The following is a 24864-nucleotide window of genomic DNA, read 5'->3' as shown; positions in this document are numbered from 1 at the left end:
AATACTGGGATAAAGCCATTTAGAAACATATTAAATTTTATATTATTTCATCCGTCAACTTGACAGGGCCTAGTACATGAAGTTGTTGGAACCTTTTTAGATGATTATTTTAAAATTATTTTTGTACCATGAAGCTCTTTAACGTTTAATTTAGCAGCAATAGTATCAACATTATCAAGTGTAATACCGCCACCTGGAACAATTTTAATGAGACCGTTTGACCAGTCAATAATTTCTTTGAGGTGGGGTAACGTTTCCTCGATAGGCTTATCAAGTGATCCGCCATGCGTTAAAACACGATCGATATCATGCTCTGCTAACCAAGATAGCGCATCAAGTTGTGCATTATTAGGAATTTCATCAAAAGCCATATGGAAAGTGATTTGCATGCCACCACTTGCTGCAATTAAAAACTCCATCGCCTCTATGTCTAAGTTATTATTCGTATCTAAAGCGCCAAATACGACGCCATCTACACCAAGTTGTTGAGCCTGAAATAAATCAGCCTCCATAATTTTTAATTCGGTATCGTTATAAACGAAATTTCCGCCACGGGGACGAATCATTGCCATTACAGGGACTTCATTGTCCTGTGCATAACGCATTGTTTCAGACATAACACCTTTACTGACAGTTGTACCACCGACAGCAAGATTATCGCAAAGTTCAAAACGATTAGCACCAGCGGCAAATTGTTTTGGGATATCAGTAAAATTTTCAACTGCAACTTCTTTAATTAACAAATTTAATTTCTCCTAATTTTCAAAATAAACGCAAACGGATTCTGGAACGGCAATATCTTTTTGAAGTAAAGTTAATTTACCAGAGGTTGAATCACGTTCGAATAAGGTAGCATTATCAGTGTTTTGGTTAGCAACAACCAAAAATTGTTCTGTTTTATTTAAACTGAAATCACGAGGAAAGTCACCTTCAGTTGAAATAAGTTGAATAAGTGTCATTGTGCCATCAACAGCAAGTGAATAACAAGCAATTGAGTTGTTTCCGCGATTAGAGACATACAAAAAGCGGCTATCTTTAGAAATGCGAATAGCAGCAATTCCGTTATGAGCATTCCAATCAGATGGAATTGATGAAAGTGTTTGAATCTCTTTAAATGAACCATCCGTTTGATTGTAGCTAAGTAACGAAACTTCACTTGAGAGCTCTCCAGCTAAGTATGCTAATTTTCCATTTTTATGGAAAACAATATGACGAGAACCGAACCCAGGCTCTGAACGATACTCAGCAATTTGTTTAATAGCACCATTATCTGACACATCAAAAGTTAACACTTGATCAGTTCCAAGGTCACAAACAACTAACCTATTGTCTGGTGTTAAATCAGTGAAATGAATATGAGAGCTTGTTTGTTCTGGTTTTGGACCATGACCTTCATTTGTAACTTCATTAATAAGAGCTAATGAGCCATCAGTTTGAATTTTTGAAATGGAAATAAGACCCTTATGGTAGTTTGAGCTGTAGACTAATTGACGGTTATTATCAACAGCAACGTAAGCAGGCGGAGCGCCTTCAGCTGAAACGTCATTTAAAAATTGGGGATTTTCTGATGCAAGGGTAAAGGCTGATATACCACCTAAATCTGACCTCTTTGAAACGGTATATAAGACACCTTTGTCCGATTTCGTGAGATAAGTTGGATTTTCAACCTTTATATAGGGTGTAGCGTTAGAAACTTTTTTTTCAATTGTATCAAGTTGAGCTCGTTGGATACCAGTACTTGTCTTTTTTGTATATGTACCAAACAAAATAGTCTCTTTCATAGTTACAAATACCTCCTCATGATATTGTCAATATTATATCATATATTTTTGTAAACGTTATTATTTATACTGGGGACTATGCTATAATTATAGGTAACTATAAAGGATAAGGGAGACGATAAAGTATGATTACAGCAAGAATTGAAGAAATTGGAAAAGATGCCATCTCAAAAAAGGAACCTATTGTTATCCTTTTCAATCAGAGTGCAACGGATGATTTAAGACAAGTTTCTGTCATTCAATCATTTGAAGATGATAAAAAAATTATTTCGCCAAAAACAGGTGATGAAATGATTATTAATGAACAAACTTATAAAATTGATTTCGCTGGAGAGTTAGTTTCAAGTAATTTTGAGTCGGTTGGGCATGCTACCTTGTTCTTTATGGAAGTTCCAGAACATCCACAACCAAATGGTATTTATTTAACACCGCATGTATTGCCAACTTTTAAAGTCGGTAATACAATCACGTATAAGTAAAGGAGTAGATTAAAATGCTCCCAAATGAAAAATCGACTTCACAACGATCATGGTTTTGGAAATGGGTTGTTAATAATAAAACAGTTAGCATTTTATCAATTGTTTTGTTAAGTTTGCTAATTATTTTTATGTTAGCACAAGTGGGCTGGTTTTTCGCACCAATTGGAGAGTTATTAAGCATTATTGGCTTCCCAATTGTTTTAGCTGGCGTGCTGTATTATTTAATATCCCCATTGATAGATTTTTGTGAAACGCGCTTTAAATTGAATCGAAGTTTGGTTATTACAGTTGTATTTATAGTAATTTCTGGGTTTTTAGTATGGGGGATTGTCGTTTTGATTCCTGCTGTACAAACACAAACAATTAGTATTATTAAAAATTGGCCGACGTATTGGTCAAATATCACACATCAAACGAATGATTTTATGTCGTCATCTTTATTTGATACTATTAAAACTTCAATTGAAAAAATAAATACAGATATCGTAGGAACAGTATCCAAAAAAGCGAGCTCAGTTATTGGATCAACAGTTGATTCTTTAGGTAGCGTTGTTGGTACTGTAACGACATTTATCATTGGATTAGTAACAGCACCCTTTATCTTATTTTATTTATTAAAAGATGGGCACGATTTACCTGAGTATTTATCAAATTTTTTCCCAGTAAGATATCGCAAATCAATCATTGAATTATTAGATGAAATTAATTTACAAGTCAGTCAATATATCCGAGGTCAGTTAACGGTAGCATTCTTTGTGGCCATATTATTTGTTATTGGTTTTTCAGTAGTTGGTCTTAAGTTTGCTTTAACGTTAGGGATTTTGGCAGGTTTTTTGAATTTAATTCCTTATTTAGGCTCTTTTCTAGCGATGATTCCTGCACTAGTAATTGCTGCTTTCGTGTCACCAATTATGTTGATAAAGGTTATTGTTGTTTTTATTGTTGAACAAACAATTGAAGCAAGATTGATTTCTCCATTGATTCTTGGAAGTAGTTTAGCAATCCATCCCGTTACAATTTTAATTGTTTTATTAGGTTCGGGACGGGTTTTTGGATTAATAGGTGTTATTTTTGGAATCCCAGGATATGCAATTCTAAAAGTTATTGTAACGCGGATTTTTGTATGGTATAAAAAGGATTCTGGTTTGTATGACGAATCAGAGAAAACGAATAAAGATAATCAAAAAAGTTAGACAAATTTTATTTTGTCTAACTTTTTTGATTAAAGCGTATCACCGTTAAAAATTGAATTTTTAACAATTACATAATCGACTTTTTCAAGTGCAGAGAGAGAATTACCACCAGCATAAGAAATTGAAGATTGTAAATCTTGTTGCATTTCAAGTAAAGTTTCATGAATGTCACCTTTAAAAGGAACGAGCATTTTTTTACCTTCAACATTAGTGTGGCTACCTTTTTGATATTCAGAGGCAGAGCCAAAATAACTTTTAAATAGATTACCATCTTTTTCAATTAAATCACCAGGACTTTGTTTGTGACCAGCAAAGAGTGAACCAATCATACACATTGAGGCCCCAAATCTGACTGACTTAGCAATATCACCATGAGTTCTTATACCACCATCAGTGATAATTGGTTTACTTGCTGCTTTAGAACATAATCTAAGAGCGGCTAATTGCCACCCGCCGGTACCGAATCCAGTTTTAATTTTAGTGATGCAAACTTTTCCGGGTCCAATACCAACCTTAGTTGCATCTGCACCAGCATTTTCTAGTTCTCTAACGCCTTCAGGTGTGCCAACATTTCCAGCAATTAGAAATGACTCTGGTAACCATTTTTTAATATGATGAATTAAATCAATGACACTTTGTGCGTGGCCATGCGCCACATCAATTGTTATATATTCTGGAATTAAATCAGCATCGGCAAGCTCTTCAATTAATGCCCATTCATGTGGTTTAACGCCAACACTAATAGAAGCAAACAAACCTTTTGCATGCATTTTTTTGACGAAAGGTAAGCGACTCTCTTCATCGAAACGGTGCATGACATAGAAATAGTCATTTGATGCAAGCCATTCTGCTAACGGTTCATCGATAATTGTCTGCATATTCGCAGGTACAACGGGTAGTTTAAAACGGCGAGGGCCAAATTGAATAGATGTATCGACTTCGGAACGGCTATTTACAATACATTTGTTAGGGACGAGCTGAATATCTTCATAATCAAAAACTGGCATAATATTTCCCCATTTCTTTTAAACACGAACTATTTTTAGTATTTATTAAATTATTATCAGTAACCAACTGATAATTTACGCTATTTAGCGAATTTAGTCAACATATTTTTGAAATAAATCGAAAATTAAATAAGAATACGTGAAGAGATAGACGTCGTGCTATAATTATTTTGGGAGTGATTATTATCGCAAAAAAAGAAAAAGTAAAAAAAACAAATGACGAACGCATTTTAGATCAAAATCATATTGAATTTGAGAGCTATACTTTTGATTTTTTAGGTGGTCGACAAATGGATTCAAGCAAAGAAGCTAAAGAACTAGGAACGGATGAAAGAAGTATTTTAAAAACAATTGTTTTACAGGGAAGTAACGGTGATAGAGATTACGTAGTTGTTTGCCTTCCTATTACTTTTGAAATTGATTTAAAATTAGTAGCACGTGAATTAAATGAAAAACAATTGCATTTAGCAGATAATAAAAATTTAATCAATATTACTGGTTACGTTCATGGCGCAAATACACCAATTGGAATTAATGTTCGAAAAGGATTTCCCATTTATTTTGATGAACGAATTCAAGAGTTCGATAAAATTTGGGTTTCAGCTGGTAAAGTTGGTCGTTCTGTTGGCGTAAAACGTGAAGAACTTGTTGAATTGGTTAAAGGTCATTACATTAACATTGAAAAATAAATAGCTATTGAATGTAAAATAAACGATAAAAAGGAATAAGTGTAAATTGAAAAAAATTGAGAAAAGTGCCGTATTTTTAAAAAATAAAATCGATTTATTTAGATGTCCTGTCTGCTTAAACCCCTACAGTAAAGTTGAAGGCCAGACGATGTTTTGCCCTGAAAATCATCAAATAGATTTATCAAAAAAAGGAACTCTTTTTTTCTTGAATCATGGGGTTAAAAGTGATTATGAATTGGATATGTGGTTAGCAAGGAGACAGTTATTACAAGCAGGCTTGTTTAAACCGATTACGGATAAAATTCTTGAGCAGCTTTCTGATGAAGAAGAAACAATTATGGATGTAGGTTGTGGAGAGGGAACACCACTTCATGATATAGAAGTAACACGCCAAAATGCTAAAGACACTTACGTTGGATTTGATATTTCAAAAGATGCAATCAATTATGCGACACAACAAGAGACAGATGCTTTTTATTGTATTGCTGATTTGGCTAAACTACCATTTAATAATAAGTCATTTTCAACAATTATTGATATTTTTTCGCCTTCTGCTTATACAGAATTTGATCGAGTATTAAAGGATGGCGGGCAGTTATTAAAAATCATTCCAAATTCAAATTACTTAGTTGAATTACGCGAACTTCTATATAACGAAGAGAGTCATAATAGGAGTTATAGTAATGAAAAGGTTTTAAATCTGTTTAAAGAAAATTATCCTGACTCTGAACAAATTACAATTAGTTATCAATTCGATATTCCAGAAGGCTTGTTTCCTGCCTTACTCGAAATGACTCCTTTACATTGGGGAGCTACAACAGATAATCAGGCTAAAGCTAAAAAACAACCTTTAACCAAAATTACGGTTGACGTTACACTATTAAAATATCGTAAAAATAAGTTAGAATCAGTGTTGTAACGAATAAATTGCTGTGGTATTATGAGTATACGAATTCGGTTGTTTAGAGACTGTCGACGATGTTGTCAGCTTCTGGAAATTGATCTTCATTAACGTATCTTTTCGCCGTGCCCACACCGAAATGATGCGTTTTTTTGTTGCCTAAAATAATAACGATTTTTTGAAAGGATGTTAATTTTTGACGAATCATATTGCATTATTTGAACCACTTATGCCTGCTAATACAGGTAATATTGCTAGAACTTGTGCTGGAACGGATACTGAACTACATTTAATTGAGCCCTTAGGATTTTCAACAGACGATAAATATTTAAAACGTGCTGGACTAGACTATTGGGATAAAGTAAAAATTACGTATCATAAAAATTTACAAGATTTTTTAGCATCTATTCCAGATCAGAAACAACTTTTTTTGGTTTCAAAATTTGCACCGCAAACTTATTCACAAGTAGATTATTCTGATGTGAATAAGGACTATTACTTCTTGTTTGGTAAAGAGACAACAGGTCTTCCTGAAAACTTTATGCGCCAAAATGAAGAGAAAGCAATCCGAATTCCACAAGATGATACGCACATTCGTGCCTTAAACTTATCTAATTCAGCTGCTATTGTAATTTATGAAACACTTAGACAACAAGACTTTTTAAATCTAGATAAAACACACACGTATGAAAATGATAAGCTAAAATAAGTAGCTTGAGCATTTTATAGACTAGAAATTCATAAATGGGTTATACTTGCTTCGGGTTAAGAAATAAACCGGTATTTATGATGAACAGTCATTTTATAAAATGGAAGGGTGTGAGCTAACTTGTTTCAAGTAATAACAATGTTTGGATTTGATGAACCATGGTGGTTTTTTGATGATTGGAAAAGTCATATTCAAAAAACAGTTGATTTTGATTCAATGGATGAAGCGATGGCTTTTTTTGAGGAACAATCTAGCGCATTTACCACTGAATTTAGCCATCAAAAAAGTAAACGTCAATTTTTGACAGCATTTTGGAATGAGGAACAAATGGATTATTGTTCAGATTGTGGTGATGATTTACAGTTATATCAAGGGTTACTGTTAGTTAAAGATGGCAAAGAAATTACAGCCAAAAAAGAGAGTTAATAACATAATTGTTATTAACTCTCTTTTTGTGGAAATGACTAGACAATGACACGGAAGGTAATTAAGATATGGTATAATTGAGTATCTATTTTAACAGAAGGAGGAACTGTTTTGGCTCAAAAAAAGAAAAGAAAAAAAAGAACAACAAAAAAAACAGTTCAATACAAATTTTCTAAAAATATAATTGGTGTTATATTTTTATTGTTTGGAATATTTGGTGTGCTAGCACTGGGATATTTGGGTGCTTTATTTGCTAACGTTTTCCGTTTGTTTGTTGGTAATACATATCAATTCGCATTATTAATTCTCGGTGTATATGGAAGTTACTTAATGATTATGGGAAAAGAGCCCAAAGTTAAGAAAAGAATTAATTGGGGATCCGTTATTTTATATGTTGGTGTTTTAGTCTTTCTTGAAGCCTGGTTTGTTGGGCACTCATCGGTGCATAGCCAATTTATTCAATATACATGGCAGACACTTGTTTCCGATTTTCGACAATCTGCAGTTAGTTCAACAGTTGGCGGTGGAATGATAGGGGCAAGCTTATACCAATTATCGTACTTCTTAATTTCACAAGCAGGCACCTATATTGTTAGTGTACTTTTCATCTTAGCCGGATTATTTATTTTTTTTGATCTCTCTTTTTCAGAAGTTATGTATACTGTTCAACGCTATCTAAACGTAATTATTGCTTGGACAAGAGAAGGTTTTCGCCGAATGAAAGTAGCAATAGATAGTTTTAAAGAAGAAAGAAAAGAAAATAAAGCAGAACAAGATGAAGAAGAATTAAAACCTGTAATTGACCATAGAACTGAAGAAAAGGAAATAAAAACTGAACGAGAAGTGACCGTTGATGAACCACCTATCATTACGCAACAAGAACCAGATTCAGAATTAGATTCAGAAGATGATCCTAAGATAATATCAAGTACAGTGGCTGATGATAATGAAGATTACCAATTACCACCAGTTACATTACTTACAAAAATTCCAAAAGAAGACCAAAGTGGCGAATATAAAACAATTGAAAAAAACACAAAAATATTGAAGCAAACATTTGAAAGCTTTGGTGTTGATGTTGAAATTAAAAGTGTGAGTTTAGGACCATCTGTTACTGAATATGAATTACATCCGGCAATTGGTGTTAAAGTTAGTAAAATTGTTAACCTTGCGGATGACTTAGCCTTAGCACTTGCTGCCAAAGATATTCGAATTGAAGCACCAATTCCTGGAAAATCACTTATTGGGATTGAAGTACCAAATTCTAAAGTATCAATGGTTTCATTCAGGGATGTGATTGAATCTCAACAAAAGAATCCAACACCAGATAAAGTTCTCGAAGTTCCTTTAGGTCGCGATGTTTCAGGCCAATTGGTAACAGCAGATTTAACAACGATGCCGCATTTATTGATTGCTGGCTCAACTGGTAGTGGTAAGTCAGTTGCAATTAATGGCATTATCACAAGTTTATTGATGAATACGAAACCAAATCAGGTTAAGTTTATGTTGATTGATCCTAAAAAAGTAGAGTTAGGTGTCTATAATGGTATTCCACATCTATTAACGCCGGTTGTTACAAATCCTAAAAAAGCATCACGAGCTTTACATAAGGTTGTTTCTGAAATGGAGCGACGCTACGAATTGTTTGCAGATGCTAGTCAACGTAATATTTCTGGATATAATCAAATGATTATGCAAGAAAACGCAGATGACGGACAAAAAAGAGCAACGTTACCTTATATTGTTGTCATTGTTGATGAATTGGCAGATTTAATGATGGTAGCCTCGAATGAGGTTGAAGATGCGATTATTCGTTTAGCACAAATGGCTCGAGCAGCTGGAATCCATATGATTTTGGCAACGCAACGTCCATCTGTTGATGTTATCACAGGATTGATTAAAGCTAACGTACCATCACGTATGGCTTTCGCTGTTTCCAGTGGGATTGACTCGAGAACAATTATTGATAGTAATGGTGCTGAAAAGCTTTTAGGTCGTGGGGATATGTTATTCCTACCAATGGGGCTAAATAAACCCATTCGTGTACAAGATGCTTACATTTCAGATAAAGATGTTGAAAGTGTTATTTCGTTTATTAAAAATCAGCAAGAACCACAATACGATGAAACGATGATTGTGACTGATGAAGAAACAGCTAACTCAGGATCAGCGTCTGATTCAGAAGACGAATTATTTGGGGACGCTGTTAAATTAGTGACTCATGAACAATCTTGCAGTGTATCCATGTTACAGAGACGTTTTAGGATTGGCTACAATCGAGCTGCTAGAATTGTTGATGAAATGGAAGCAAAAGGAATCGTTGGACCGCCAGAGGGAAGTAAGCCGCGCAAAGTGTTGATAAATGAAGAAACTGATGGTCCTAATTAGGGCTTTCAGTTTTTTTGTTTAGCCTAAACAGATTACGAAACAATTAAATTTGTGTTTCACTAGTCTTTCAATTATCATGGTAAAAGAACATCCGATTTAAAAGGAGGCACATTTTCGTGCGTAAACAATTAGAAACAGGTGTCAACTTAACTGTTATTGAAAATAGTCAATTTAAAACGAATAGAATCGTTATTAATTTTATAGCACCTTTAACCGGAAAAGAATCTGCAGAACGTATGCTATTAGCTAACTTATTAGAAATTAGTAGTGCAGAATATCCATCTCAACAAAAATTAGCCGAAAAATTATCAGAACTTTATGGTGCAAGTTTTGGTATCACTGTTAGTAAAAAAGGAAACTTTCACTTAATAAGTTTAATTTTAAACGGTGTAAACGATAAATTCTTAGAACATAAAACAGAAAGTTTAAAAAAAATATTTGCTTTTATCAAAGAAATTATTTTCAATCCGAATGTGACTGATGGCCATTTTGACGAAGAAACATTTAAACGCCAAAAGGAAAATTTGATGATGTCTATCAGAAGTATTAGTGATGATAAACAATCGTACGCAGGATTAGAATTACAGAAACTTTACTTTCAAAACGATCAAGCTATTCCTAGCTATGGGACTGTAGAAGATATTGAAAAGATAACTGCAACTAGCTTATTTGATTACTACAAACAAATGCTTACAACTAATCGAGTAGACATTTTCGTCCTTGGTGAATTAGATGAATCAGAAACTGAAACTATTGTTAAAACGTTGCCTTTTAAACCTCGAGATTTTAAAATGATACCTATATTCTATGATCAAGCTATTAAAGAAGTTGTGACTAAAACAGAAACGCAAGCAGTGACTCAGGGTAAATTAAATCTGGCATATCAGTTACCAGTTTATTACAGAGAAAATGGGTACTATGCGGGTCTTATTTTCAATGGCGTTTTTGGCGGTTCACCACTAGCTAAGTTATTTGTAAATGTTCGTGAGAAAGCTAGTTTGGCTTATTATGCAAGTAGCTCGTTAGATACATTTAGAGGTATTTTAACTGTACAAACAGGCATTGAACCACAAAATAAAGATAAAGTTATCGAAATTGTTCAACAACAATTAGATGATATTATCGCAGGTGACATTAGTGATGAACTATTAAATAAAACAAAAATGACAATGATTAACCAATATCAAAGTAGTCTTGACTCACAAATGGCGTTAATTAATCAATCGATGATTGATCAATTAACAAGCACAGAAGTTAGTGCAACAGAGTGGATAGACGGCATTAATAGCGTGGATAAAGCTGCCGTTCAAGCTATCGCTCGTAATGTTAAATTACAAGCAATCTTCTTTTTGAATGGGGAAATTAATTAATGAAAACATTAGAATACCCGCAGTTTGACGAAATATTATATACAGAAACTTTGGAAAATGGCTTGAAAGTAAATATATTACCTCGTAAAGGTTTTCATAAAACTTATGGTATATTCACAACAAATTATGGCTCAGTTGATAGTGTATTTGTACCAATTGGTGAAGAAGATGTTGTTCATGTACCGGATGGTATCGCCCATTTTTTAGAACATAAAATGTTTGAAAAAGCAGATCATGATGCGTTTGATTTATTTGGAGAATATGGTGCTAGTGCAAATGCTTTCACAAGCTTTACACGAACGAGCTACTTATTTTCAAGCTCTAATCATGTTCCTGAAAACATTGAAACATTACTAGATTTTGTGCAAGATCCGTATTTTACACCTGAAACAGTTGAAAAAGAAAAGGGAATTATTGGACAGGAAATTCAAATGTATGACGACGATCCTAATTGGCGTTTATACTTTGGTATTTTAGGTAACCTTTACCCAAATCACCCGGTTAGCAGTGATATCGCTGGAACAATTGAATCAATCGATAAAATTACGGCAGATGATTTATATAAGTGCTATGAAACATTTTATCATCCAAGTAATATGAATTTATTTATTGTAGGAAATGTTGATCCAGAAGAAACTTTAGATTTAATTAAAAATAATCAAAATCATAAAAAGTTTCCAGAAGCAGCAGAAACAATTAAACGATTAATTCCAGAAACTCAAGTAGACGGTTCAGACATCATGCCATATCGTGCAACTGAGATGGCCATTCAACGTGCTAAAACAATTGTTGGTATAAAAGGATTAGATAATGTTCCAGAAGGCCGTAACGGCTTGAAATACAAAGAGACAATCCATATGCTTCTTTATCTTTTGTTTGGTGACACGGCCCCTCAATATATGAAATTATATGATGAAGGGACGTTAGATGATTCCTTTGGCTATGAATTTGAAATTGAACGTGGCTTCCATTTTGCAAGTATTAGTGGTGATACTGATGACCCTCAAAAGTTATCGGATGCCATTATTCATATTTTAGAGAATGCGTCAGAGTACCTTTCAGGGGCTGAGGCCCAGTTTGAATTGGCTAAACGTGAAATGTTAGGTCAATCCATTCAATCGATGAACTCACTTGAGAGCATTGCAAATCAGTATGATGGTGATTTGTTTGATGATGCCACTGTTTTTGATAGGGCACCAATTATTGAAAATATGACATTAGATCAAGTTCGCCAAGGAGCTAAAGATTTTATTCGTTCTGAAGCAATTAGTGTCTACCAAATTATGGCTAAAGAGGATGATTAAATGAGTTGGGCAGTTATCTTTGGAGCGTCTGGTGATATTGGTCAAATGATTGCAAGACAATTGGCAGATATTGGTTGGTCGCTAACAATGCATTATTATCAAAATGATGAAGCAATTATGGGATTAACACAAGAGTTGAGGGGAAAATATCCAAAACAAGATTTTTTGCCGTTACAATTTGATATGACAGCGACTAATGTTGATCCAGTGATATCCCAACTATTTGCCGTAGATGCTGTAATATTTGCTGAAGGAACAACTTCTTACCATTTATTCAATGAAGCCCCAATGTCTGATTTAGATAAAATGATGAAGATGCAAGTTCAAACACCATTGGCATTAATTCAGAAATTGGAACCAAAGTTAGCCCAAAATCATTTTGGCCGAATTATATTTATTGGGTCAATTTATGGAGGCGTTGGTAGCCCAATGGAAGTACTGTACAGTACTGTAAAAGGTGCGTTATCGTCCTTTGCCAATGCTTATAGTAAAGAAGTTGCCTCGTTAGGTATTACGGTTAACGTGGTGGCACCAGGCGCAGTTGATACAAAAATGAATCAACAATTTTCGAAAGATGCAAAGAAAGATATCTCAAGTGAAATTCCAATGGGACGTTTCGCACATCCCGAAGAAATTGGATTTTGGGTAAAACAATTATTAGCCAAAGAGGCAGGGTACCTCACCGGTCAAACGATTTATGTTTCAGGCGGATGGTTGAAATAAAATAATAAAATTTTAACAAATTGGACATGACGATTATGTTATACTGATTGTTAGAAGATTAACTATTAAACTAAGTGGAGAATTAGACATGAGTGAAATTGGAAAAACATTACAAGAAGCGAGAATAAATAAAGGATATACGTTAGATGATTTACAACAAATGACGAAAATTCAAAAACGTTATTTGATTGCAATTGAAGATGAAAAATTTTCTGATTTACCAGGAGATTTTTACGTTCGAGCATTTGTTAAACAATATGCAGAGACGGTTGATTTGGATGGGGATAAATTATTAAAAGAATTCAATGAAACACTTCCAGATACACAAGAAACAGTCGTTGCAAAGGAACAAGTATCACGTTCTGAAAAGTCTGCTAAACTACCAAAAGACGGTAATTTTGATAAGTTTATGTCGTACTTGCCAACAATTATTATTGTTGTGATTGTCTTAGGGATTTTGGGTACAATTTATGGTGTGACATTGAATAGTAAAGATACAGATACTCAAATTGAAAGTTCAAGTTCTAAAGTATCTGTTTCAACTGACTCAAAAACTAAAACTTCTAGTTCTGAATCAGTAAAGGCTAGTTCTTCATCTGATAAGAAAACGCAAAAATTAACATATGTTTCAGATGCGGGAACAAACACTGTTTACACAATGGAAAATGCACCAACAACTTCTAAAGTTAAATTAGTAGCTTCTGGTAGTGCTGCTTGGAGCTCAATTACGGCTGATGGCACACAACTATGGCAAGCAACACTTGTCTCAGATGCAACGGATACTGTTACAATCCCAGCCGGTACAAAGTCATTTGTCTTTAGCTTTGGTAATGCACCAGCTATGAGTATCACGATTAACGGTAAAAAATTTAATTTTATGAAAACAAATGCAACTCTACAAGTTAGAACAGTTACTGTAAATATTAAATAAGCCAGAATTGTCAACAACGGATACTATGTTGTTGGCAATTTTTGAAAAAGGGGATCATTATGAATTTACCAAATAAATTAACGGTTGTGCGGATTATTTTAATTCCAATCTTCATGCTTGTATTGTTATTACCAATTGATTGGGGAATGGTTACTTGGGTTGGTACACAGATTCAGGTGACACATCTAATTGGTGCAATTATTTTTGCAGCTGCCTCATTAACAGATTTTTTAGATGGTCAAATTGCACGTCGCCAACATTTAGTTTCTAATTTTGGCAAATTTGCAGACCCATTGGCAGATAAAATGCTTGTAATGACTGCATTTGTTATCCTTGTTTCATTTAACCAAGTACCTGCATGGGTAGCTGCAATTATTGTTTGTCGCGAACTTGCGGTAACAGGATTACGATTGATTATTGTTGAAAATGATGGGGAAGTTATGGCTGCAGCTATGCCAGGCAAAATTAAGACAACAACCCAAATGATAGCTATTATTTTATTGTTTTTAAATAATGTGTTATTTGCAGCAATTAATGTACCTATGGCTGCCATTTTTCTTTATATTTGTTTATTCTTTACTGTTTATTCAGGTATTGATTACTTTGTTCAAAATAGAGCTATTTTCTCAGATTCATTTGAAAAATAAAAATATTTAGACTAAAACATTTAACCGTTTTAGTCTTTTTTAATTAAATTAGGAGGCAACATCATGCATGCAGAAATAATTGCGGTTGGTACAGAAATATTATTAGGACAAATTGTAAATACGAACAGTGCTTTCTTAGCTGAAAAATTAGCTGATTTAGGTGTAAATGTATTTTATCAGACAGTTGTAGGGGATAATGAAGAACGAATGTTAGAGGCAATTGAACTGGCTTCAAAACGAAATGATTTGGTTATCCTTTCTGGTGGCTTAGGACCAACAGAAGACGATTTAACGAAGCAGATGGTCGCCAAATTTTTAAATGAGAAGTTAGTTGAAAATAAGGACGCCATGTTAAAAATAGAAGATCATTTTACACAAACGGGTCGTCAAATGACTGAAAACAACAAATTACAAGCTTTGTATATAGAAGGATCAAAACCAATTAAAAATCATGCTGGAATGGCTGTTGGTGATTTTTACAAAGGTGATTCGTGTGATTTCTTATTATTACCTGGACCACCTAAGGAATTGAAAACAATGTTTAATAAGGAAGTTGAACAGCTATTAAAAGAAGAATATAACTTAAATAGTCATCTTGAATCAAAAGTTTTACGTTTTTATGGCATTGGTGAATCTAAATTGGTGACTGAATTAAAAGAGATAATTGATTCACAAACTAATCCTACTATTGCACCATACGCCAAGACAAATGAGGTCACTTTGCGAATTACGGCAAGTCCTACAGACAAAAAATCAGCTGTAGAATTAATTAACGAAATGGAGATTTATGTACTTTCCAAAGTTGGTGATTATTTCTATGGCTATGGGGATGACAATTCGTTACAAAATATTGTTGTAACTAAATTAATTGAAAAAAACTTATCTATTTCTGCAGCCGAAAGTTTAACAGCTGGATTATTTCAAAGTACATTAGCAGAAATACCAGGTGTCTCAAAAATTTATGATGGTGGATTTATAACATATGCTAATACAGCCAAATCTGATATTTTAGGTATTTCGACTGAAGATATTAAAAAATATGGTGTTGTTAGTGAAGAAACCGCTAAACAAATGGCCCAACAAACACAAAATAAAATGAAAACAAATATTGCTATTTCATTTACTGGTGTTGCAGGTCCAGATGAGCTTGAAAATCAGAAAGCTGGAACGGTTTGGATTGGATTAGCAATTAAAAATAGTCCCGTTATTGCAAAACAATTTCATTTTGCTGGAAATAGAGAAACAATTAGACAAAGAAGTGTTCTAAGTGGACTTAAATGGATATTTGATGAAATTAATGAGTAAATAATTAAATTTGGCAATGGATTGTTGTTGACAGCGGGGGGCAATTAACCGTAAAATACTAAAGTGTATATGAACAAAATAAAAAACATCTAAAAATTTATGATTAGTTAAATTAATCATTATTTGATGATGCGGAGGTGGACTTTTATGGGATCTATAACAACCGTATTAATCCTCGCTATCATCGCTATTATTGCTTTAGTTGTTGGAATTTTTATTGGAATTGCATATAGAAAGTCAAATTTCGAAAAAACACTTGATGTCGCAACGCATACGGCTGAAGGTATTTTAAAAAGTGCAAAGAAAGATGCTGAGACTCAGAAAAAAGAGGCTGTTTTAGAGGCTAAAGAAGAAAGTCAAAGTTATCGTGATAAAATAGACAATGAGTTAAAGGAACGACGTTCAGAAATTCAAAAGCAAGAAAATCGAGTAATTCAACGTGAAGAAACTTTAGATCGTAAAGATGGCGCACTAGATAAACGAGAACAAACGCTTGAGAACAAAGAGAAAAAAGTAACGTCTGACCAAAAACTTGTTGACACAAAACAACAAGAAGCTACTTCACTGATTCAGGAACAACAAGAAGAACTTGAAAGAGTTGCTTCTCTAACACAAACACAAGCACAGACTATTATTATGGACGATACGAAAGAATCATTAAGTCATGAACGAGCTGTTATGATTAAGGAAAGTGATAAGCAAGCTAAATCAGAAGCTGATCGTAATGCTAAAGATTTAGTTGCTCAAGCTATTCAAAGAAGTGCAGCTGACATGGTATCTGAAACAACTGTTTCATTAGTTACCTTGCCAAATGATGAAATGAAAGGCCGTATTATTGGCCGCGAAGGACGTAACATTCGAACATTAGAGACCTTAACAGGGATTGATTTAATTATCGATGATACGCCAGAAGCAGTCGTTTTAAGTGGGTTTGATCCAATTCGTCGTGAAATTGCCAAAATGACTCTTGAAAAATTAATTCAAGATGGTCGGATTCATCCGGCACGAATCGAAGAAATGGTTGAAAAATCACGTAAAGAAATGGATGAAAAAATTCGTGAATTAGGTGAACAAACAACCTTTGATCTCGGACTTCATACAATTCATCCTGATTTAATTAAAACAATTGGTCGATTAAATTATCGTACAAGTTATGGTCAGAATGTGTTAAGCCATTCTATTGAAGTTGCCAAAATAGCAGGTGTGTTAGCCGCTGAATTGGGTGAAGATGTTACATTAGCAAAACGCGCAGGATTGTTACATGATATTGGTAAAGCAGTTGATCATGAAGTTGATGGTTCACATGTGGAAATTGGCCTTGAATTAGCTAAGAAGTATAAAGAAAATGATGTTGTCATCAACACTATAGCTTCACATCATGGTGATGTTGAAGCTAAATATACTATTGCTATTCTTGTTGCAGCGGCAGATGCTGTTTCAGCTGCAAGACCAGGCGCACGAAGTGAATCGTTAGAAAATTATATTCATAGACTTGAAAAACTTGAAGATATTACACATGAATTTAAAGGTGTACAGAAAAGTTATGCAATTCAAGCTGGTCGTGAAGTACGTGTTATTGTCACGCCAAATGAAGTTAATGATATTCAAGCAACTGTCTTAGCTCGAGATATTAAAAACAGAATTGAAGATGAACTCGAATACCCAGGACATATTAAAGTGACTGTCGTTCGAGAAACAAGAGCAATTGAGTATGCTAAATAAAAAAATGATGATTTAAGATTAATTTCTTAAATCATCATTTTTTGTCTATTAAAAAGAAAAAATGTTAAACTAGTTTTATATATAAGAAAAGAGGACAACCATGCGTTTATTATTTGTCGGAGATGTCGTTGGCGATTCAGGTCAACAAATGATTAAAGAGTATTTACCAAAATTAAAAAGAAAATTTCATCCACAGGCTACCATTGTAAATGGTGAAAATGCAACGAAGGGTAGAGGTATTAATGAATCTGTCTATAAAGCATTCCTTCAAACAGGTGCTGATGTTGTAACCATGGGTAACCATACTTGGGATAATAGAGATATTCAAGATTTTATTGGTGGTGCAAAAAAATTAATTAGACCAGCTAACTTCTCAGCAAACCAAGTACCTGGGATTGGACATACAATTATTAATATTAATCAGCAAAAATTAGCTGTGATTGATTTGCAAGGACGTGTTTTTATGTCTCCTTCAGATGATCCGTTTGCAGTTGTTCAAGATATTTTAGAAGAAGTCAAAAAAGAGACTGATTTCATTTTTATTGATTTTCATGCTGAAACAACGAGTGAAAAAGAAGCTATAGCATGGTTCTTAGATGGTCAAGTATCTGCGGTAGTAGGTACGCATACACATGTGCCTACTAATGATGCGCGTATTTTACCTAAAGGAACTGCCTTTATGTCAGATGTTGGTATGACAGGACCATACGATGGTATCTTAGGAATGAAACGTGAAAATGTAATTGGTCGCTTTTTATCGCAAATGCCAACACGATTTGAAGTGGATGAAACAGGTCGTAAAACGTTATCTGCTTGTGTGATAGATATTGATGACAAAACGGGACATGCTAAAAAGATATTCCCTGTATTAATTAATGATGACCATCCTTTTATGGATTAATTTAGAGATAGGAGGGCATCTCGACTATGCCGCAAAAAACAAAACTAACGCCAATGATGATACAATATTTTGACATTAAAGCACAGTATCCTGATGCTTTTTTGTTTTATCGTCTTGGTGATTTTTATGAACTATTTTATGATGATGCTGTTAAAGGGTCGCAATTACTCGAATTAACGTTAACAACACGTAATAAAAAAGCTGATGATCCTATTCCAATGTGTGGCGTACCGCATCATGCTGCTCAAAATTATATCGATATTTTAGTTGAAAAAGGATACAAAGTCGCAATATGTGAACAAGTTGAAGATCCTAAATTAGCTCAAGGTATGGTTAAACGTGAAGTTATTCAGCTAGTAACACCAGGAACAACGATGGATAACGGTGCGAAGGAGTCTAAAGAAAATAATTATTTAACAGCTATTATAGAAGACAACAATAGTTTTGGATTTGCTTATGTTGATTTATCAACAGGTGAATTAAAAACGAGTCGCTTAGATAATTTAGATAATTTAATTAATGAAATAATGAGTTTGAGAACTAAAGAAATTGTGATTAATGATAGTTTGTCTGATGAAACAATCGAAACATTAGAAAAATTAAATATTATGCTTTCTAAACAAGAAATTGTTGAAAATCATGCTGAATCAAGTTATGCGATTCAAGATTTAACAGATTCACTAGAAATCTCGGTTGTAACTGACTTGTTAACGTATCTTTCAGTTACGCAAAAACGAAGTTTAGATCATTTACAAAAAGCAGTTCATTATGAGCCTGATTTTTTCTTGAAAATGGATCATTATTCAAAATATAATTTAGAATTAATGCAAAATATTCGAACGGGCAAGAAGCAAGGTACTTTATTGTGGTTATTAGATGACACAAAAACAGCTATGGGTGGTCGTTTACTTAAACAGTGGATTGATAGACCGCTTATTAACTATGCTGAAATTTTAGACCGTCAAAATAAGGTTGATTTATTGATTAACCATTATTTTGAAAGAAGTACGTTACAAGAAGAGTTAGTTAAAGTTTATGATTTAGAAAGATTGGCAGGACGTGTCGCTTTTGGTAGCGTAAATGGGCGAGATTTAGTTCAACTTAAATTATCGCTTAAACAAGTTCCTAAAATTAAATATGTTTTAGACGAAATTGACGATGGTACTTTTTCTGATGTTATCAATAAATTAGATCCAGTCGATGATATTTCTAATTTAATAGAACGTGCCATTGTTGATGAACCACCTTTATCAGTGACTGATGGTCACCTATTTAAACCGGGGTATAATGATAAATTAGATATTTATCAAGATGCAATGAAAAATGGTAAACAATGGTTAGCTGAAATGGAAGCCAAAGAAAGAAATCTAACGGGGATTAAAAATCTTAAAATTGGATTTAACCGTGTTTTTGGTTATTTTATCGAAGTGACAAAATCTAATATTATTAATGTTCCAAAAGACCGTTATGAACGAAAACAGACGTTGACTAATGCTGAACGTTATATCACACCTGAACTGAAAGAACGTGAAAGTATTATTTTAGGTGCTGAGAGTAAAGCGATGGATTTAGAATATAAATTGTTTGTCGAAATTAGAGATATTGTTAAAAAATCAATTGAACGATTACAGATATTAGCTCAAGGAATTGCCACGTTAGACGTCTTACAAAGTTTCGCGGTTGTTAGTGAAGACTCACATTTTGTAAAACCACAATTATTAAAAGAAGGTCATCAATTGGATATCACAGCTGGTTGGCATCCTGTAGTTGAAAAAGTGATGGGAAAACAAAGCTATATACCAAATGATGTTAGAATGCCTGAAACACTTGATATTTTATTGATTACAGGACCTAATATGTCAGGTAAAAGTACGTATATGCGTCAATTAGCATTAACGGTTGTGATGGCTCAAATCGGTTGTTTCGTACCTGCAGAGGCGGCTAAAATGCCAATATTTGACCAAATATTTACTCGGATTGGTGCAGCAGATGATTTAATTTCAGGTCAAAGTACGTTTATGGTTGAAATGAAAGAAGCTAATCAAGCCTTAGAAAATGCGACTGAGAATAGTTTAATCTTATTTGATGAACTTGGTAGGGGAACGGCAACTTATGATGGTATGGCACTCGCACAAGCGATTATCGAGTATGTGGATAAACATGTACATGCCAAAACACTTTTTTCGACACATTATCACGAATTAACGATACTTGAAGAAACCGTTAGTTCTTTAAAAAATGTCCATGTAGGTGCTATTGAAGAAAATGGTGAATTAATTTTCTTACATAAAATTCAAGAAGGACCTGCAGATAAATCTTATGGGATTCATGTTGCTAAATTGGCGGGAATGCCAGCAGAATTGTTAAGCCGTGCAACATTAATTTTAGATGATTTAGAGCTAAAAAATAAACAATCAGATAGTAAAAAAGAATTACCAACAACCATCAATGAAGATGATACGCAGTTATCTTTATTTGTTAACGAAAACTTGTCAAAGGACCAGTTAGCAGTTGTGGATGAACTTAAAGCACTTAACTTGATGAACATGACGCCAAGAGATATTATGAACGTCTTATATGACTGGCAAGAAAAATTGAACGGATAGAACTGAAGGTGAATGAATGACAAAAATAATTGAACTGCCCACAATTTTAGCGGATCAAATAGCTGCTGGTGAAGTAGTTGAAAGACCTGCATCTGTTGTAAAAGAATTAGTTGAAAATGCGATTGATGCGCATGGCACACAAGTTGATGTAGTCGTTGAGGAAGCTGGGCTTAAATTAATTCAAGTCATTGATAATGGAGATGGCATTGAGGCATCCCAACTGCAGAATGCTTTTAAACGTCATGCCACAAGTAAGATTACTTCAAGAGAAGATTTATTTAAAATCAGTACGCTAGGATTTCGTGGCGAAGCTTTACCAAGTATTGCATCAGTTGCTAAAGTGACTTTGAATACAGCTATTGAAGGGCAACCTGGGGCTGTTATTGCTGTTAACGGTGGTGAGATAGTAGATGAAAAATCATCTGCTAGTCGTAAAGGAACAGAAATAACAGTCTCTGACTTATTTTACAATACGCCTGCACGTTTAAAATATGTAAAGTCTTTGCAAACTGAAATGTCAATTATTAGCGACATGATGAACCGATTAGCAATGAGCCATACAAATATTTCATTTTCTTTAACACATGATGGTAAAGAAGTCTTGAAAACAACTGGAAACGGCCAACTGAAACAAACTATTTCAGCTATCTATGGGGTCAAAAGTGCACGCCAAATGCTTGAATTTAAGGGTCATGATTTAGATTTTAAGATTAGCGGTTATACATCACTGCCAGAATTAACGCGTGCTGGCCGACAGTTTATATCTATTTTAATTAATGGACGTTACGTTAAAAATGTTAATTTAAATAAAGCAATCATTAAAGGATATGGATCAAAATTAATGGTTGGACGCTATCCGATTACAATTTTGAATATTCAATTAGATCCCATGCTAGTTGATGTGAATGTTCATCCAACTAAGCAGGAAGTAAGATTGAGTAAAGAACCAGAATTAACTGAACTTATAAAAAAGATTATCTATGAACGTATTGCTGAAGAAAATTTAATTCCGGAAGCATTAGAGAATTTAAGTTCTAAGAAACGTGAAAAAATAGATACGGATCAATTACAATTTGATTTGAATGAAGCCTCAAGTAAATATCAAGCTAAGCCTAAATTCTCATCAGTACAAACGGATGCAGTAACAAGTGGTGAACCTAAGATTACAATTGGCGAAAATTTAAATCATTTATCAAGGAATATTGAACCAATCTCAATTCAAGTTGCTGAACAATTGGATTCGAAACGAGTTAGCACATTTGAGACACAATATGCTAATGAAATTAATGTGGCACCATTTTCTATTGTTACGCCGGATGAAACAGGCGATGTACAGAAAGAGAATGATGAAGAAATAGCTACCACGAAAAAGAGTGAACAAAGGTTTCCTGATTTAAAATATATTGGCCAAATGCATGGAACCTATTTATTTACAGAATCGGAAGACGGGTTATATATATTAGACCAACATGCTGCACAAGAACGTATTAATTATGAGTTTTATCGTAAGCAAATTGGTGACGTTTCTAGTGACTTGCAAAATCTATTGGTACCGATTGTTCTAGAATATACAGTAAGTGAAGCTATAATTATTACTGAACATACCGATATATTGGAAAAAATCGGACTCATCCTTGAACCATTTGGACAAAATAGTTTCATTATTAGACAGCATCCAACCTGGTTTAAAGAAGGGCAAGAAGAAAGTACGATTCGAGAAATGATTGATTACTTACTCACAGATGGGAAAATAGTGATTGCTGAATTTAGAGAAAAAGCGGCGATTATGATGAGTTGCAAGAGGGCAATCAAAGCAAATCACCACCTTGATGATCGACAAGCTAAGGCATTGATAAGTGAGCTAAAAAATGTTGAAAATCCATTTAATTGTCCACATGGACGACCAGTTTTAGTTCATTTTTCTAATCAAGACATGGAACATTTCTTTAAACGAATTCAAGATTCACATCAAACCGGTCACGAAGGTTAGGCTAAGAATCAATTGTTGCCAAATATTTGGTGATAATTGATTTTTTTGTAAGAAAAGCGATAACTGTATAAATAAGTGGTCTATGGTACACTATTAAAAGCAGATTCATGTAGATTAGGAAAAGTGGGAAAATAATATGTATGAGTATTTTATGGGCCAAATAACGGCTGTAACACCTTTTTATCTTGTTTTAGAAGTTAATGGAATAGGCTATCAAATTTTTGTTGCTAACCCATTTAGGTACCAAGAAGATTCAAAAAAAGTTGTTAAAATTTTTGTTTATCAGGCTATTCGTGAAAATGATATGACGTTATTTGGTTTTTACGATTTAGATGAAAAAAAATTATTTGAAAAATTATTGAATGTTTCAGGAATCGGTCCTAAGAGTGCGCTTGCTATTTTAGCCAATGATGATCATCGTGGTTTAGTTAATGCGATTAATACAGAAGATGTTAGTTATTTAATTAAATTTCCAGGTGTTGGTAAAAAAACAGCACAACAAATCGTGCTTGATTTAAAAGGTAAATTAGATGATATTGAAGGTCAAGCAACCACAATGCCAGGACAACAATCGCTTGATTTCATTCCGGCACAAGCATCACCATTTATGAAAGAAAGTCTTGAAGCTTTATCTGCTTTAGGATATTCTCAACGTGAGATTAAGGCTATTAGTAAGAATCTAGAATCATTCGAAGCAGACTCAACGGATGCTTATCTACGAGAAGGCTTAAAATTATTAATGAAAAAATAAAAGGAGGTTGATAAAATGACAGAACAACGGATTATTTCGAATGAACCGGAAGATAATCAGGAAGAATCCATTGAAAAGTCACTTCGTCCCCAATTTTTATCACAATACATTGGTCAAGATAAGGTTAAAAATGAATTAAGTGTGTATATCCAAGCTGCTAGACAACGTGAAGAGGCACTTGATCATGTATTGTTGTATGGGCCACCTGGGTTAGGTAAAACAACACTTGCAATGGTTATTGCAAATGAAATGCAAGTGCAAATTAAAACAACTAGTGGACCAGCAATTGAAAAATCTGGAGATCTTGTGGCACTTTTAAATGAATTACAACCTGGGGATGTCTTATTTATTGATGAAATTCATCGTTTACCCAAGATGGTTGAAGAAATGTTGTATTCAGCTATGGAAGATTTTTTTGTAGATATTGTTGTTGGCCAAGGCCCAACAGCACATCCCGTTCATTTTCCACTACCTCCATTCACATTGATTGGTGCAACAACACGGGCGGGCCTTCTATCAGCACCGTTACGAGATCGATTTGGGATTGTTGAACATATGGCCTATTATAATCAATCTGATTTGCAAGAAATTGTCATTCGATCAGCAGATATTTTCAATACAAAAATTGAAGAAAGTGGCGCTCATGAGTTAGCTCGACGCTCACGTGGAACACCACGAATTGCGAATCGCCTATTAAAAAGAGTTCGTGATTTTGCAGAAGTTTCTGACCAAAGTGAAATTAACCAAGCAACGGCTGATCATGCGTTAAATCTACTTGCCGTGGATAACCGTGGATTAGATGAGACAGATCGCAAACTTTTAGAGACTATGATTGATTTCTATCAAGGTGGTCCAGTTGGTTTGAGTACGTTAGCAGCCAATATAGGGGAAGAAACAGAGACCATTGCTGAAATGGTTGAACCTTATTTAATGCAAATTGGCTTTATAAAACGCACACCAAGAGGGCGAGTTGCAACAATGGAAGCTTATGAACATTTGAATCGACCTTATGACTTTAACGAGAATAAATAGAGAAGGATG

At 34.0% G+C, this 24864-nt stretch carries 22 protein-coding genes; 19 read left to right on the top strand and 3 right to left on the bottom strand.

Annotation, left to right across the window (positions count from 1 at the left end):
- Positions 1-104: 104 nt before the first annotated feature.
- Positions 105-743, bottom strand: a complete 639-nt coding sequence (locus tag AC1RP4_RS06725) for a copper homeostasis protein CutC (protein WP_481761860.1) — start codon at positions 741-743, stop codon at positions 105-107.
- Between the two features lie 12 nt (positions 744-755).
- Positions 756-1781 carry a lactonase family protein gene (locus AC1RP4_RS06720; protein ID WP_481761859.1) on the bottom strand — a complete coding sequence of 342 codons (1026 nt, stop codon included), beginning with the start codon at positions 1779-1781 and terminating at the stop codon, positions 756-758.
- Positions 1782-1906: 125 nt separating this feature from the next.
- On the opposite strand from AC1RP4_RS06720, the gene AC1RP4_RS06715 reads away from it, so the two are divergent.
- Positions 1907-2260: a PTS glucitol/sorbitol transporter subunit IIA gene (locus AC1RP4_RS06715; RefSeq protein ID WP_409021462.1), complete on the top strand. Its 354-nt coding sequence runs from the start codon at positions 1907-1909 to the stop codon at positions 2258-2260.
- A gap of 14 nt (positions 2261-2274) precedes the next feature.
- On the top strand, positions 2275-3453 hold the full coding sequence (locus AC1RP4_RS06710) for an AI-2E family transporter (RefSeq protein ID WP_481761858.1): 1179 nt from the start codon (positions 2275-2277) through the stop codon (positions 3451-3453).
- 29 nt (positions 3454-3482) lie between these two features.
- Here AC1RP4_RS06710 and guaC read toward each other — a convergent pair whose 3' ends face one another.
- Positions 3483-4460, bottom strand: a complete 978-nt coding sequence (gene guaC / locus AC1RP4_RS06705) for a GMP reductase (protein ID WP_481761857.1) — start codon at positions 4458-4460, stop codon at positions 3483-3485.
- A gap of 185 nt (positions 4461-4645) precedes the next feature.
- Between guaC and AC1RP4_RS06700 the strand changes: the two genes are divergently transcribed.
- The 17 genes from AC1RP4_RS06700 (at position 4646) to ruvB (ending at position 24855) form a co-directional block, all read left to right on the top strand.
- The gene (locus AC1RP4_RS06700; protein ID WP_481761863.1) at positions 4646-5149 is read left to right on the top strand and encodes a YbaK/EbsC family protein; all 504 of its coding nucleotides are present in this window, start codon (positions 4646-4648) and stop codon (positions 5147-5149) included.
- A gap of 46 nt (positions 5150-5195) precedes the next feature.
- Positions 5196-6068 carry a methyltransferase domain-containing protein gene (locus tag AC1RP4_RS06695; RefSeq protein WP_481761856.1) on the top strand — a complete coding sequence of 291 codons (873 nt, stop codon included), beginning with the start codon at positions 5196-5198 and terminating at the stop codon, positions 6066-6068.
- Between the two features lie 178 nt (positions 6069-6246).
- Positions 6247-6759, top strand: coding sequence for a tRNA (uridine(34)/cytosine(34)/5-carboxymethylaminomethyluridine(34)-2'-O)-methyltransferase TrmL (trmL, locus tag AC1RP4_RS06690; RefSeq protein WP_409021458.1), 513 nt, complete (start codon positions 6247-6249; stop codon positions 6757-6759).
- A 120-nt stretch (positions 6760-6879) separates the two neighbouring features.
- The gene (locus AC1RP4_RS06685; protein ID WP_481761855.1) at positions 6880-7185 is read left to right on the top strand and encodes a DUF1033 family protein; all 306 of its coding nucleotides are present in this window, start codon (positions 6880-6882) and stop codon (positions 7183-7185) included.
- Between the two features lie 111 nt (positions 7186-7296).
- Positions 7297-9573: an FtsK/SpoIIIE family DNA translocase gene (locus tag AC1RP4_RS06680; RefSeq protein WP_481761854.1), complete on the top strand. Its 2277-nt coding sequence runs from the start codon at positions 7297-7299 to the stop codon at positions 9571-9573.
- Positions 9574-9689: 116 nt separating this feature from the next.
- On the top strand, positions 9690-10943 hold the full coding sequence (yfmF, locus tag AC1RP4_RS06675) for an EF-P 5-aminopentanol modification-associated protein YfmF (protein WP_481761853.1): 1254 nt from the start codon (positions 9690-9692) through the stop codon (positions 10941-10943).
- Positions 10943-12247 (top strand): EF-P 5-aminopentanol modification-associated protein YfmH, encoded by a 1305-nt coding sequence (gene yfmH / locus AC1RP4_RS06670; protein WP_481761852.1) that lies wholly within the window; start codon positions 10943-10945, stop codon positions 12245-12247. The genes yfmF and yfmH overlap by 1 nt, the downstream gene beginning before the upstream one ends.
- Positions 12248-12970: an elongation factor P 5-aminopentanone reductase gene (gene ymfI / locus AC1RP4_RS06665; protein ID WP_481761851.1), complete on the top strand. Its 723-nt coding sequence runs from the start codon at positions 12248-12250 to the stop codon at positions 12968-12970.
- Between the two features lie 88 nt (positions 12971-13058).
- Positions 13059-13901, top strand: a complete 843-nt coding sequence (locus tag AC1RP4_RS06660; RefSeq protein ID WP_481761850.1) for a helix-turn-helix domain-containing protein — start codon at positions 13059-13061, stop codon at positions 13899-13901.
- Between the two features lie 59 nt (positions 13902-13960).
- On the top strand, positions 13961-14548 hold the full coding sequence (gene pgsA, locus AC1RP4_RS06655; RefSeq protein WP_481761849.1) for a CDP-diacylglycerol--glycerol-3-phosphate 3-phosphatidyltransferase: 588 nt from the start codon (positions 13961-13963) through the stop codon (positions 14546-14548).
- A gap of 63 nt (positions 14549-14611) precedes the next feature.
- Positions 14612-15853, top strand: a complete 1242-nt coding sequence (locus AC1RP4_RS06650) for a competence/damage-inducible protein A (protein ID WP_481761848.1) — start codon at positions 14612-14614, stop codon at positions 15851-15853.
- A gap of 147 nt (positions 15854-16000) precedes the next feature.
- Entirely contained in the window at positions 16001-17575 is a 1575-nt protein-coding gene (gene rny, locus AC1RP4_RS06645) for a ribonuclease Y (RefSeq protein WP_481761847.1), read from the top strand.
- Positions 17576-17675: 100 nt separating this feature from the next.
- On the top strand, positions 17676-18476 hold the full coding sequence (locus AC1RP4_RS06640) for a TIGR00282 family metallophosphoesterase (protein WP_409021448.1): 801 nt from the start codon (positions 17676-17678) through the stop codon (positions 18474-18476).
- 26 nt (positions 18477-18502) lie between these two features.
- Positions 18503-21082 carry a DNA mismatch repair protein MutS gene (gene mutS / locus AC1RP4_RS06635; RefSeq protein WP_481761846.1) on the top strand — a complete coding sequence of 860 codons (2580 nt, stop codon included), beginning with the start codon at positions 18503-18505 and terminating at the stop codon, positions 21080-21082.
- Between the two features lie 16 nt (positions 21083-21098).
- Positions 21099-23072 (top strand): DNA mismatch repair endonuclease MutL, encoded by a 1974-nt coding sequence (gene mutL, locus AC1RP4_RS06630; RefSeq protein WP_481761845.1) that lies wholly within the window; start codon positions 21099-21101, stop codon positions 23070-23072.
- 136 nt (positions 23073-23208) lie between these two features.
- Positions 23209-23823, top strand: a complete 615-nt coding sequence (ruvA, locus tag AC1RP4_RS06625) for a Holliday junction branch migration protein RuvA (RefSeq protein ID WP_481761844.1) — start codon at positions 23209-23211, stop codon at positions 23821-23823.
- A gap of 15 nt (positions 23824-23838) precedes the next feature.
- Positions 23839-24855, top strand: a complete 1017-nt coding sequence (ruvB, locus tag AC1RP4_RS06620; RefSeq protein ID WP_409021443.1) for a Holliday junction branch migration DNA helicase RuvB — start codon at positions 23839-23841, stop codon at positions 24853-24855.
- Positions 24856-24864 lie beyond the last annotated feature (9 nt).

The sequence above is a fragment of the Dellaglioa sp. CoH-56-MRSF-10 genome, from assembly GCF_056782175.1.
The sequence above is the reverse complement of the archived record's forward strand: the minus strand, read 5'-3'. Positions and strand labels throughout refer to the sequence as shown.